General features: G+C 53.7%; 11 protein-coding genes. 4 read left to right on the top strand and 7 right to left on the bottom strand.

Annotated elements, in window-relative coordinates; genetic code table 11:
- Nucleotides 1-8: 8 nt before the first annotated feature.
- From JNJ77_13310 to JNJ77_13290, 5 genes are all read right to left on the bottom strand, one after another.
- Nucleotides 9-941 carry a type II secretion system F family protein gene (locus tag JNJ77_13310; GenBank protein ID MBL8823561.1) on the bottom strand — a complete coding sequence of 311 codons (933 nt, stop codon included), beginning with the start codon at nucleotides 939-941 and terminating at the stop codon, nucleotides 9-11.
- Nucleotides 938-2299 carry a CpaF family protein gene (locus JNJ77_13305; protein MBL8823560.1) on the bottom strand — a complete coding sequence of 454 codons (1362 nt, stop codon included), beginning with the start codon at nucleotides 2297-2299 and terminating at the stop codon, nucleotides 938-940. The genes JNJ77_13310 and JNJ77_13305 overlap by 4 nt, the downstream gene beginning before the upstream one ends.
- A gap of 165 nt (nucleotides 2300-2464) precedes the next feature.
- On the bottom strand, nucleotides 2465-3703 hold the full coding sequence (locus tag JNJ77_13300) for a hypothetical protein (GenBank protein ID MBL8823559.1): 1239 nt from the start codon (nucleotides 3701-3703) through the stop codon (nucleotides 2465-2467).
- 34 nt (nucleotides 3704-3737) lie between these two features.
- Complete coding sequence (locus JNJ77_13295; GenBank protein MBL8823558.1) at nucleotides 3738-4916, bottom strand: hypothetical protein; 1179 nt, start codon at nucleotides 4914-4916, stop codon at nucleotides 3738-3740.
- A gap of 48 nt (nucleotides 4917-4964) precedes the next feature.
- Nucleotides 4965-5426 (bottom strand): pilus assembly protein, encoded by a 462-nt coding sequence (locus JNJ77_13290; GenBank protein MBL8823557.1) that lies wholly within the window; start codon nucleotides 5424-5426, stop codon nucleotides 4965-4967.
- A gap of 402 nt (nucleotides 5427-5828) precedes the next feature.
- On the opposite strand from JNJ77_13290, the gene JNJ77_13285 reads away from it, so the two are divergent.
- From JNJ77_13285 to JNJ77_13270, 4 genes are all read left to right on the top strand, one after another.
- Nucleotides 5829-6488, top strand: coding sequence for an ABC transporter ATP-binding protein (locus JNJ77_13285; protein MBL8823556.1), 660 nt, complete (start codon nucleotides 5829-5831; stop codon nucleotides 6486-6488).
- A 5-nt stretch (nucleotides 6489-6493) separates the two neighbouring features.
- Nucleotides 6494-8857 (top strand): ABC transporter permease, encoded by a 2364-nt coding sequence (locus tag JNJ77_13280; GenBank protein ID MBL8823555.1) that lies wholly within the window; start codon nucleotides 6494-6496, stop codon nucleotides 8855-8857.
- 3 nt (nucleotides 8858-8860) lie between these two features.
- The gene (locus JNJ77_13275) at nucleotides 8861-10054 is read left to right on the top strand and encodes an HlyD family efflux transporter periplasmic adaptor subunit (GenBank protein MBL8823554.1); all 1194 of its coding nucleotides are present in this window, start codon (nucleotides 8861-8863) and stop codon (nucleotides 10052-10054) included.
- A 279-nt stretch (nucleotides 10055-10333) separates the two neighbouring features.
- On the top strand, nucleotides 10334-11065 hold the full coding sequence (locus tag JNJ77_13270) for an inorganic diphosphatase (GenBank protein ID MBL8823553.1): 732 nt from the start codon (nucleotides 10334-10336) through the stop codon (nucleotides 11063-11065).
- A 105-nt stretch (nucleotides 11066-11170) separates the two neighbouring features.
- Here the strand turns inward: JNJ77_13270 and JNJ77_13265 are convergent, their stop codons facing one another.
- The gene (locus JNJ77_13265; GenBank protein MBL8823552.1) at nucleotides 11171-11881 is read right to left on the bottom strand and encodes a hypothetical protein; all 711 of its coding nucleotides are present in this window, start codon (nucleotides 11879-11881) and stop codon (nucleotides 11171-11173) included.
- A gap of 143 nt (nucleotides 11882-12024) precedes the next feature.
- Complete coding sequence (locus tag JNJ77_13260; protein MBL8823551.1) at nucleotides 12025-13431, bottom strand: sigma-54-dependent Fis family transcriptional regulator; 1407 nt, start codon at nucleotides 13429-13431, stop codon at nucleotides 12025-12027.
- Between the last annotated feature and the right edge of the window lie 63 nt (nucleotides 13432-13494).

Raw genomic sequence — 13494 nt, 5'->3', positions numbered from 1 at the left:
TCGATGGATTACATATCCGTCTTGAGAATGCGGTAGAGCCAGAGCACGCCAACGATTTCCAGTATTCCTGCTACACCCAGCATGGCAATTCCACCCGGAGTCTGCACAAACATCTGCACCGTTTCCGGCTGAAACAGAATGTACCAGAGGAAAATGCAAGGCACTGCGGCACCCAGGGCAATCGCACTCACCCGCCCCATAGCTGTTGCAGCGCGGAACTGTCCCTGGTACTGAACGCGGTCACGAATGCCTGCCGCCAGGCGATCCAGAAGCAAAGGCAACTGCCCGCCCGTATGTCGATGGATTGAAAGGATGGCAGAAAACACACTGAAATCGAGCAACCCCACGCGCTCACTCGCTGATTGAAGCGCTGCTGGTACAGCCAACCCGAGTTTCACTTGTTCCGAAACCCGACGCAATTCATCACCCAGCGGCTGCGGGCTTTCTTGTGAGACCAGGTGAAAACTATGTTCAAGCCCCATGCCAGCTCGGAGCGATCGCGAAAGCAGATAAAGAGCATCAGGCATCTGCTGATGCATCTGCCAGCGTCGCCGACCGGCACGAAACAGCAGATAGCCAAACGATAAGGCCAAACCCAGTATGAAACCAAACAGTCCCAGCCAGAGTTCACCACGCCAGAGATAGAAACCAGCACCAGAGCCGACACAACAAAGCAGAATCAGGCCGATCACCTGTTCGACGCTGGCATCCAGTCCGGAATTGTGTACCAGGTCGGCAAAGCGTCGATCCACCCGTTCCGACCAGTCTCTGGCAGGTGGCAGCGGCAGCGCCGATTCCAGTGTTGGATCTTCCATCGATAAGGCTGCTAGTGCAGCCACCCGTCGATTCACCAGGATGCGGTGGCAAATCAGATAACCTGCCATCACGACGGTCGCTGTCACACCACTGACAATCGCTACCAGGATTTGTTCCTGACTCATAGTGTGAACTCCTGGGAAGTTAAGCTATGCGATGGAGTGATTTCTTCATAATCTGCTTCAGGCAGACAGCGTTTGACGAACAGATCATCAGGCAGGTGGATGCCAGCTGCACGAATACGTGCCATGCATTTCGGCAATTTACCTGTAGCATAGTACGTTCCATACGCCATGCCGTTGCGAACACCCTGTTGCTGGTAGCGGAACAGGTCGCGAACCAGATAACGTCCGTCTTTCAAGCCAGTGACTTCACAGAGTCGCATCATCCTTCGCTTACCACCTTTAAGTCTTGACAAATGCACCACGATGGTGATCGCGGAACGGATGTACTGTCGAATCACGGGCACGGGTAATTCAAACCCTGCCATCATCACCATCATTTCCAGGCGGGCTAGAGCATCACGAGCATCGTTCGCATGAATCGTAGTCAGCGAACCCTCATGCCCGGTGTTCATCGCCTGCAGCATATCAAGTGCTTCCGCCCCGCGCACTTCGCCGATGATGATCCGGTCAGGACGCATACGCAGTGAATTTCTCACCAGATCACGCTGCTTGACCTCGCCCGCACCTTCCATGTTGGGGGGTCTGGTTTCCAGCCTCACCACATGTGGTTGTTGCAGGCACAGTTCCGCTGCATCTTCAATGCTGACCAGTCGCTCATCATGGGGAATGGATCGGGACAGGGCATTGAGCAGCGTGGTTTTGCCTGAACCAGCTCCGCCACTGACCAGCACGCTGATGCGGGCTTCAATCGCTGCCTGTAAGAATACCATGGCTTCGGGAGGTACCGAGCCAATCTCCAGCAGTTCTTCCATTCCCAGTCGCACGCCAAACCGGCGAATGGAAAGCATGGGGCCTTCCAGCGCCAGTGGCTGAATCACCGCATTCACACGCGAGCCATCAGGCAAACGGGCATCCACCATCGGCGATTGTTCATCCACCCGTCGCCCTACTTTGCTGGCAATACGTTGAATAATCTGCATCAGATGATGTTCATCAGCAAACACAATGGGCGTGGCGACCAGCTTACCTTGACGTTCGACAAAGACGGACTTCGGCCCATTCACCAGGATATCAGTAATCTGTGGATCAGCGAGAAGCCCTTCCAGCGGCCCCAGGCCGAATGCTTCATCAATTACTTCATCAGCGAGTTTTTCCCGTTCATCTTCTGTCAGCAGTTCGTGTGTCTGGCTCAGCAACCTTGCAGCCAGGCCGCGCAGTTCCCGTCGAAGTCGCTCTTCGGGCCAGTGTCCCAGCTTGCTGACGTCGAGCATTTCGACCATCTGCCGATGAATGTCTGCCTTGAGTCGCTGGTGCCGAACGGCTCGTTCCTGAGTGCTGATGGCTGGCATGTTGAGCATCCTTGTTTGTTGACTCCCGGAAGCAAAGGATCAGGGGAGAGGGCGGGGATCATACTTTCCCTCACCTCCAACCCCTTGATTTCCGGGAGCACTCATACCAGTGTTCCTCACAGGAAGCGTGTCCAGCAACCTGCTCGTTATCGAACCACTGGCTCAAGACCGCGCTTATTTGATCAGCATCACCTTCCCGACATATGGGTTGGCTTCTGCGGATAACTGTGTCAATGCGGTATTGGTAATCAAGACGGTAGGCTGCAACGTCAGTTGCAGCGATTGTTCGTTCACCTGAACCTGGGCAATGCGTGCCGCAACAAAGCCACGGATCATATATCCGGATGGGTTCTCGTCACTATTGCCTGAAACCTGGATGTACAATGGCCAGACGCGGGCGATGCCACGTTCACTCAGTTGCTCCAGCGTATCCATGAGCAAACGCCTGGCTTTTTCTGCAGGCATCGCAGCCTGTTCTACAGGCAGCAAGCCATCCCAGTTCAGGCTGAGTTGTCCCTGGAAATCTACCAGGTCTTCCAGGCCAAGCCCGCGAGTAGCCTGTTCACGCCACTGCTGTGGTGAAACTGGCCCAAACTGCAGCATGATGCCGTTGGCTTCTTCCAAGTTGCCTTCCAGCGGAATGGTCACCTGCATTTCGGGCAGCCCATCACCCATCTGTTGAGAATCGTCAGTTGTTGACCATGTCTGATTTGACTTGTCAAACATCCATTGATCGCGAACTGCACCCGTTGACAATGGCTTGTCAATCTGTGCTTCCCAGGATCGTTCCTCGATTGCCGAGGGATCTGACAGTATGCCAATGGGCATCAAAGGAATGCGGATATCACCCGCTGGCCTGAAGCCAATCACTCGTCGTTCGAGCATCGCCGTGGCGCTGGCTGCAACATTAGCTGATGAAAGGCGGAACAAACGGGTAAAGAACAGCCCAACTGGTGTGCCCCGTTCGCGTGTTCGCCGAGCGGTTATCTGCAGAGCATTGATGTTGGGATTGTCGAAATCTTCCACAACAGGCTGCAGGGGCGAAGAAGGGTCATCAATGAAACCCAGAGTGAAATCCCTTTCCGGCGAGTCAAACGGTTCGAGTCGAAGTGGTACACCTAAAACGTGATGGCGATTAGCCAGTACGACTGACATATCGGCAGCGCGATCCGTCGCCTGCTTTATGCCGCCAGGAAACTGGCGAAGGAGTTGATCATCTGCCAGTTCCAGCATGGCGCCCAGGGCTGATGCATCAGCAGCTACCTGCAGTTCCTGCCTGGCCTGCCAGAGCATCGCGGCATCAACCGCCAGGGCAGATGCAGCCATCACCAGACCGAGGCTGGCCAGCAACAGGGGCCAGGCGGCGCCTCGTCGGCTGTGCTGTCTTCGGTGAGTGGATGTGCTGTTGAGCATGGCAGTATTTCAAAGTGTGTTAACAATCCGTTCCTTACTTCTGGCCACACTTGGCCTTACTGTTCTGGCACGAATTGCAGTTGGAAGAAGCATCAGGCGGACGAAACCGGAATGGACTCGCGGTTGTACCGCCTACCGTGTAAGAACCCGGTTCACCGGTGGAAGGACCACTGCGGCGAGAAATGGCTCCGGCATTACCCTCATCGCTTCCTACATCACTGCTGCCAGGATGCCCACGGTTGTAACCAGCCGTGCTGATGCCCACCACTTTTTCAATCTTGCGTTCCGGGCTGGGTGGCGTTGGAGGCACGTACTTCAACTGAAAGATGCGAACGAGGTCTGATTCACTGATCACATAGTTTCCGTTGAGAAAATCGCCGACACGCTTATCTTCTTCACGATACTCTTTGGACTCAGCCATGTTGTAGGACACTGGGTAGACACCATTGCCGTTGGACATCTGGTTCATTGATTCCTGTCGTCGGGCTTCCAGGACTTTCTTGTCCTGATCGCCTACAGGCAACAGCACCAATGTGCCTTTGTCCTTGGCAAATTCGATCAATGAAGCACGGTAAGGGTTGGTTTCCAGCGTGAAGTTGACTGGACAATCGGGGCCAAGTGGCGTGTTGACGGGCCACAGGCTGTTGCGCTTGGCAATGACGCGTGCTGCGCGGGTGATAATCGCTGCCTGTGCAGTAGTTCCACCCGCTGCAGCCGCGCCGCCAGGGAGTGGCACTGCCGGTGATTCAATCGCCGCCATCAATTGTACATCCACCCAGTCGCCCACGTTGATAAGCCCACCAGCAGCATGGTGCTTGGGAATGGCCAGGTTCACGGCCCGCAGCCCCGGTGCTACTCGTGCTCGTAGTTCCGTCGGTGGTGCCAGGTCTTCCAGGAAATCTATTCGAATTGCTGCATCGGTCGGAATGCTCATCTTGGCAAACCGCTTCGTCGCTGCTGTCACCATGGGTGGGAGCAACTCGCCACGCCGCAGTTGATCCGCTTCCTGAGCCGTGGCAGGGCGTGTCCGCACATCGGCAGACTGAATCATGTTGCCTTCAAAAATGTTCGTGGCAGCGGCCAGCACCATGATGGGTGGTGGTTCCTTCTTCGGCTCAGGCGGATTGAACACGCCGGTGGCCTTGGCAGCAACAGCTGCTCCCAGCCCCACTAACACTGCCACGATCAGGGCAAACATCGTGCTCGCTCGCATGGCCCGCCTCCTTGCTAATCGCTCTGCCGTTCCATCCGTGAACGGTAGTTATTCCCGACGCATCACTGTTCGGGCGATGAGTTCATCTTTTTGAATGCTGTATCCCATGAACCGAAGCAGATCAGGCACCACATGCACCGTAGGCAGCCTGAGCCAGACTGAAATCGGTTCGCCCGTGGGAATGATCTGCTCGGCGGTAATGGGTGTCCCCGCTTCATCGGTGATATCAATCTCGGCATCAGCCAATCGGCCGTTGCCCAGAACCCGCTTGATGGTGTTTTCAATGGCTTCCTGGTTACCACCCAGGGCAGCCACTCGACATCCCTCTCGAGAGGCTGCTACCAGTTGCTGCCGGGCGTGTAACGTCAAACTGAACTGCACCATAGCCAGTATTAACAGTAACAATAATGGCAGGATCAGAAGCAGTTCAAACGCCAGCACCCCCCGCCGCCTCTGGGCAGGTCCACGAGCGCAACGTCTGTTTCGCTGAATAGCTCGGCGACTCGACATGATGCCCTCCTGGCCTGGCCGATGTAACATCATCCATGATGTCACGTAAAGCGCGGCAGTTGCCGCGTGGCAGAAGAATAGCTCAATTCCCCCAACTTGCCTAGCCCACTTTTTATCCTCGATGTACTTAATGTAAATGCTTATCAAATAGATACTTGTATCAAAATCGTGTTGTCGTGAATTCTCTGGATTTGAAAAAAAATACTGGCTGTTGCAATCCTGCTGCTCCAATCATGCTGCACATATGCAAGTTGAATCTCCAACTCAATGGACAATTAGCCTTGATGCTGCTGACGGTGTCAGCGATGATCGATAAGTCATTGATTTACTTGGTGAACATCTTTCGTGCCCGCAGAGTTAGAACCCGTATTCCAGGCTCGTGGCTTGACCAAAATATATCGCATGGGTGAAGTGGAAGTCCATGCGCTGCGAGGCGTGGACCTGGATCTTTACGCACGCGAGTTTGTCGTACTGCTGGGACCTTCGGGCAGTGGCAAATCAACTCTGCTCAATATTCTGGGTGGTCTGGATGTTCCCACTTCGGGTACCGTGCATTATCGCGATCACGACTTGATGGCGAACGATGATACTGCCCTGACTCGATACCGCCGGGAACATGTTGGTTTTGTTTTTCAGTTCTACAACCTGATACCTAGCCTGACAGCAATGGAGAACGTGAAGCTCATTACAGAAATTGCCGAGAGACCCATGTCGCCTGCCGAGGCGTTGAAACTGGTAGGCCTGGAGCATCGCATGCACCATTTTCCGTCGCAGCTTTCCGGTGGCGAGCAGCAGCGGGTAGCCATTGCCAGAGCGGTAGCCAAGCGACCTGATGTGTTGCTCTGTGATGAACCGACCGGAGCGCTCGACGTGAAAACCGGTATCATCGTGCTCGAAGCCATTGAAAAAGTGAACCGTGAACTGGGTACAACCACGGCAATTATTACGCATAATGCAGTGATTGCCGGCATGGCCGATCGGATTGTTTCCCTATCAGATGGCAGGATTGCCAGCATCGTGACGAATCAGAAGAAAATTTCTGCACACGGTCTGGCCTGGTGAGCAATATGTCTGTTCTGGATCGTAAACTGCTGCGCGAACTCTATCACATGCGAGGGCAAGCCCTGGCGATCTGCCTGGTCATGGCCTGTGGCGTTGCCACTTTCGTTATGTCCTTCTGCACGATCGATTCTCTGCACCTGACGGAACAGACATTTTTCGAACGCTTTCGCTTTGCCGATCTGTTCGTCCACCTCAAGCGTGCACCGCAGACTCTGCTGGAACCCTTGCGCGAAATTCCCGGAATCGCTCAGCTCGAGCCACGTATTGTCATGGAAGTTTCGCTCGATGTTCCCGGCATGGCTGAACCAGCCGTGGGACGCATCAATTCGACTCCAGACCGCCGCGAGCCGCTCTTGAACAGACTTTACCTGCGCCGAGGGAGAAACATTGAACCTGATCGTCCCGGAGAAGTGCTGGTACATGAAAGCTTTGCCCAGGCGCATGAACTGGCACCTGGCCATACGCTGGCCGCCGTGATCAACGGCAAGAAAGAGAAACTTACCGTCGTTGGCATTGTGCTTTCGCCCGAATATGTCTACCCCGTTCGCCCGGGTGAATTCGTGCCTGACAGTCGACGATATGGCATCTTCTGGATGGGCTATTCGCAACTGGCCGCTGCATTTGATATGGAAGGTGCGTTCAACGACGTTGCCTTTTCTCTGCTTCCCGGCACCATTGAAGCGGAAGTTATCAAAAAAGTGGATCGCCTCACTTTTGATTACGGAGGCACAGGAGCCTATGGCCGGGCAGACCAGCTTTCCTACCGGTTTATTTCCAATGAAATGAATCAGCTTCGCACCATGGCATCACTGCCACCCATCATTTTCCTCTCAGTAACTGCTTTCCTGCTGCATGTGGTGCTGTCTCGCCTGATCGGCATACAGCGTGAGCAGATCGCCATGCTGAAAGCTTTTGGATATTCTTCGTGGGAAACTGGCTGGCATTACTTCAAACTGGTTCTGCTCCTGGTGGTCATTGGTATGATCCTGGGTGTGAGCATGGGGGCCTGGCTGGGATACTCCCTTACCCAGGTGTATACCCACTTCTTTCGCTTTCCAATCTTTTACTTCCATCTGTCGCCGGGTGTGGTTCTGGCCAGTCTGGGCGTGAGCCTGCTGGCATCGGGTGCTGGAACAGCGCTGGCTGTCTGGAGCGCGATCAGGCTGCCGGTTGCCGAAGCCATGAGACCGGAAGCACCGGCAGTCTACCATGCCACCCTTCTGGAAAAGTTCGGACTCCAGGGATGGCTGTCCCCCGCGCTGCAAATGATTCTCCGGAATCTGGAACGCCAACCTCTCAAGACAGTTCTTGCATGTCTGGGTATTGCGCTCTCCATTGCCATTGTGGTCATGGGGAACTGTGCCCGCGATGCAGTCGGCGAAATGATGGAACTGGCGTTCAAGACAGCACAGCGACAGGATATGACCATTGCATTCATTGAGCCGACCAGCAATCGCGTGATGCACGATCTGATGCACCTGCCGGGCGTCTTGCGGAGTGAAGCGTTCCGGTCTGTCCCGGCCCGGTTGCGTTTTCAACATCGCAGCAGACGCCTGGCGATACTGGGTCTGGGCGATGATCGCCAACTGTATCGTCTGCTCAACCTGCAGGGGCGAGAGGTACCGATTCCGCAAAACGGCCTGGTGATCTCCGCCAAGCTGGCCGAAATCTTCGATTGCCGTGTCGGCGAATGGCTCGAGGTGGATATCCTCGAAGGTGAACGTCCGACACGCAGCTTAAAATTAGTTGCACTGCTCGATGATTTCACTGAGCCTGCCGCCTATATGCATAAAGATGCCTTGCATCGGATGATGCGAGAAGGTGAATCCAGCTCAGGAGCTTTTCTGCAGGTCGACCAGCAACACGTGGATCAACTGTACCGCGAAATGAAATCCATGCCACGCATCGCTGGTATCAATCTGAAACAGAAAATGATTGACACTTTCCAGCAATTGCTGGATGAAAATCTTCTGATGATGATCTTGTTCAATGTTTTCTTTGCCAGTGTTATCGCCTTTGGTGTAGTCTATAACAATGCCCGTATTTCGCTTTCGGAACGGAGTCGGGAACTAGCAACCTTGCGTGTCATGGGATTTACCCGAAGCGAAATCTCCACCATGTTCCTGGGTGAACTCGCTGTCATCACCCTGCTGGCTATCCCTCTGGGTCTGTTGCTGGGTTATCTGCTTGCCTGGCTGATGATGACTGCACTCGATACGGAAACGCAGCGATTTCCCCTGGTGATACATGCATCCACGTATGCCCTGGCCATCACGATTACCGTGATTGCTACCGGTATTTCCGCGTGGTTGGTCAGTTATCGACTGAATCGCCTTGACCTGGTGGCGGTCTTGAAGGCAAGGGAGTAATCCATGCCCGGGTACATGAAAACGATTATCAACTCGGCTCTGGTGCTCGCAATCCTGGCGGCGCTGGTGTATGCCTTCATGCCCGCGCCAATCAGAGTGGATGTGGCTCAGGTGAATCGCGGAACGCTTCTCGTAACAGTAGATGAAGATGGCAGAACTCGCATCAAGGAACGCTATACCGTTTCGGCGCCATTGGCAGGTTTCATGCAGCGTATCGCACTGCATCCCGGTGATGAAGTCAAGCCGGGCAGCACCTTGCTGACCAACATTCTGCCCAACGATCCCTCCCTGCTGGATGCCCGGGCTCTCGCGGAAGCTGAAGCCCGACGCCGAGCCTTTCAGGCTGCTCTGAAACAGGCACAAGCCACCCAGACCCGCTTGAAAGAAGCACATGTGCTGACGAAAAACAATTACGAAAGAGCAAAAAAGCTCTTCGCAACACAGGCTGTGTCCGTCGAAGCCTATGAACAGGCAGAACTCCTGGAACGCATGGCACAGGAAGAACTCCGAGCTGCCGAGTTTCGCGTTACGGTAGCGGAGTTTGAACTCGAACAAGCCACAGCTGCTCTGCTTCGCAGTCGCACTTCCCAGCAGACGGACATCTATGAATTATACTCGCCGATCAATGGTCGAATTCTTCGAGTGTACCAGGAAAGTGCTGGCCCGGTTACGCCAGGCACCAGGCTGGTGGAAGTGGGTGATCCGACCGATTTGGAAGTGGAAGTGGATGTACTCTCCAGTGATGCAGTAAAAATCAAGCCGGGTGCTCGCGTCTTCCTGGAACGTTGGGGCGGTACACAGACGCTCACGGGCCGGGTACGACTCGTTGAGCCTGCGGGATTCCTCAAGCTTTCTGCTCTGGGGGTGGAAGAACAACGCGTTTACATCATCATTGATTTCGATGACCTGAAGAAGTCTGATTCTGCATTGGGTGATGGTTATCGTGTCGATGCCCGCATCGTTATCTGGGAAGGAAAAGATGTGCTGAAAGTTCCTACCGGTGCTTTGTTTCGCTCGCAAGGAGAGTGGGCGGTGTTTCGGGTTGTCAACCAACGTTCGCAACTGACGAAACTGCAACTGGGCAGGAAGAACAGTGCCGAAGCAGAAGTGCTTGGAGGATTGTCCGAAGGAGATCAGGTTATTCTCCATCCGAGCGACCGTATTCAGCATGAAGTCAAGGTGAGAAGTCGCGACTGAGAAAAGTGCATTGATCATAACAGAGTGTAACAGTCATACTTGTATTTAAGTTCCAAGACGATTATCAGGTGCATAGCTGAAAATGCTGTGAATGATTGCGTTTCAATTCGTGTACGTGAAGATTTTGAGCTGATGTTTGTGAAGACATTGTGATCCTTTCATGAAGGAACCGCCAAGTCTATTAACACTTCAGCCTGCCTTCCTTAATTTGAGATTCATCAAGGTTGCACATCTTGCGTTACTCGGACAGATCGAGCCTTTTGCACCGGAGCTGGATACATGCGTTTAAGACTTTGGCTGTTCATGCTGATAACGTGTGGACTGGTCTGCACTCAGGCCGGGGCTGATGATGCATCCAGTAAGCCCAGTACAGCCACTCCCGAATACAAACTCGCCAACGGCCCGGCGCCACTAGCTGAAAACGTGAAACAGGTCGATTTACTGACCATTCGTGGCATCAAGAACCTTTACAACGGCTACCCTACTCGCAATGACGATGCGACTATCAATGCTATCGTCGAAATCCCCTCAGGTACTAATGCCAAGTGGGAAATCAACCATACGGGCAAGATGGAACTCGAAATCCGCGAAGGCGCTCCCCGCATCGTGAAGTATTTGCCTTACCCATGTAATTACGGCGTAGTCCCCAGCACCAAGCTGGCCAAGGAAACTGGTGGCGATGGCGACCCGGTCGATGTACTCATCCTCGGCCCGGCTCTTGCTCGTGGAACTGTCGCCAAAGTGAAAGTGGTCGGCTTGCTGAAACTCGTCGATAAAGGCGAACTCGATCACAAAGTGCTGGCAGTGATGGAACATACACCACTAGCCAAGGTCAAGTCGCTGAAGGAACTCAATGAACAGTTCCCCGGCGTGACCGATATCCTGCAGACCTGGTTCCTCAACTACAAAGGCCCAGGCAAGATGGTCTTCAAAGGCTGGGGCGAAGCTACCGAAGCTAATGAACTCATCGAACGCAACACCATTCCAGTGCAGCAGTCCGCCAGGCGCTGATCATCAACCCTTTTTGGGAGAATGGGTTGCGTTTGCTACCACCCAAAAGTTCAACAGGGTTGCATCTGAGGAATGATGCAACCCTGCTTTATTTTCTGCGAACTATTACACACCAGCCTCAGCCAACGCCAGATACAATTCACTCAGATGATGCCAGCCGGTGTTCTCGTCAAAGCCATCGATGGCTTGCTGCAGGCGGGCTTTACCCTGTTTCGACTCTCCGTGTGCCAGTGCAACTAGAGCCTGGTTGAATGCAATGACGGGATGAACCGCAGGCAGATCGTTCCAGATTGATGCAGCAGTATCCCGGTCACCTTCCAGCCAGTGCTGCGATGCGAGTTCATTCTTCTGCAGCACTTCCCCATCGAGTTGAGCAATCAACTCGCGAGACTTGTCGTGATCCCCCGCCAGCCGGGCAACAGCTAACTGGGAAATCACGGTTTTGGAATCGAGTGTAGGCTCAGCAGTAAACCGTGGCCGCGAGGCAGGTAGGGTTTGCTCGAAAAAGTGTTTACTATTCTCCAGCAATGCCTGTATCCGCTGCAGAAATTGTGGTGCCATGCCGATGCAGCAGGGAAAAGGAGTCAGCAGGTCGACATGCCTGGCTGCACCCCACGCTGCCGGGAAATGGGCAGAAACAGCAACATCGCTGAGCATTGTGGCTGGCAGCATGGCTTCGCACCACGTCAAGGCAAGGTCAATACCCAGAGCTGGCTGGGCTTGATAAGGCTCAACCTCGCTAGCGATTTCAGCAGGAGATTCTTGAGCCAGCATGCGGGTGAACAGATCTTGCCAGCGAGGCATGGAAGCGGTCATGAGTAATTCCTGCATGCAATAACATCTATAGAACGATGAATGTGCAACAACTTGCGCACAGTTTTTTTTTGGAACTGGATTGCTATCCTGTACCAAATCCATGCGGGCTAAATGGGCGGATTAAGAACTTGGAGCAAATCTCTTTAGGTTGTCACTGGGCGGCGTTTGGGCATGTAGCCCGAGTCTTCGTATTCTTTAATTTTGCGGTACAGTGTTCGTTCGCCGATGCCTAGCATCTGGGCGGCTTCTTCGCGGTTGCCGTTGGCCATTTCGAGTGCTTGTAGAATATAATATCGCTCCACTTCGGCGAGCGGTTTGCCCACCAGAGAGGAATCGCCCAGAGGCAATGCTACGGCATCCTGGGCTTTACCTAGTCCTTCGTTTTCGGGTAAATCATCAATGCCCAGAATTCCATCACGGTCAACGACGACCATGCTTTCAATAACATGTCGTAATTCCCGAACGTTGCCTGGCCAATCGTAGCTGCTGAACATGCGTCTTACCTCAGCCGCAATGGTCTTGATCTCCCGGCCATAGCGACTCGCAAACTCTTTCATGAAATGATGTGCCAGCAAAGTGATATCTTCGCGGCGTTCACGAAGTGGTGGGAGTTTGATGGTGACGACTTTGAGCCGATAGTACAAATCCTGCCTGAAAGTACCCTTGGCAACCGCCTGCTCCAGGTCGCGGTGGGTTGCGGAAATCACTCGCACGTTCACTTTGATGGGTTCGTTGCCACCCACACGATAGACCTGGCCATCTTCTAGCACCCGCAACAGTTTTTGTTGAAGTGGGATGGACATTTCACCTAGCTCATCGAGAAACAGCGTGCCACCGTTGGCGTATTCAAACTTACCTTTGCGTTGCCTGTCTGCACCGGTGTAGGCGCCAGCTTCATGGCCGAACAATTCATCTTCGAGCAGGTTTTCGTTCAGCGCGGTACAGTTAAGAGGAACAAACGGTTTGTTTTTTCGCGGGCTGTTGAAGTGAAGTGCTTTGGCGACCAGTTCTTTGCCAGTTCCTGTTTCGCCCTGAATGAGAACCCTGCTGTCGGTGGGAGCCAGTTGCTTGAGACGATCCAGTACAGCATGCATCAACGGACTGCTGCCAATGACACCTTCGAAGCCGAATCGCTCATCCAGTTGGCGTTGCAATTCTTTATTGGTTTGAGACAGACGATACCGTTGCGTGTACTTATCCACCACCGCACGCAATTCGCTGATGTCTACCGGTTTGGTAAGGTAGGTAGCAGCTCCACCCTGCATAGCTGCGACTGCGGTTTTGATGTCGCCATGACCTGTGACCAGGACCACTTCCGCATCGGGCAATTCCATTTTAGCCTTACGCAGGATGGCCAGGCCATCGACTTCATCCATACGCAAATCGGTAATGACCACATCGAAGTCTTCGTTTTCGATTTTCTTGAGACCATCCTGGCCACTGGTGGCAATGGCGCAATCGTAGCCGATGCGCGACAGGCTTTCTGCTACGGCCTGGGCATGGACTTCCTGATCATCGACGACGAGAACACGAATCTGATCGCCACTCATGAGCACCTGATTTCAAACGAAGCTGCTCGTTTATTCTACAAGAACGCGATTAGGTGTGCACCG

Source organism: Planctomycetia bacterium (assembly GCA_016795155.1).
In the GTDB taxonomy this organism is placed as follows: Bacteria; Planctomycetota; Planctomycetia; order Gemmatales; family HRBIN36; genus JAEUIE01.
Note: the sequence above shows the minus strand (reverse complement) of the source record. Positions and strands in the feature narration are given on the sequence as shown.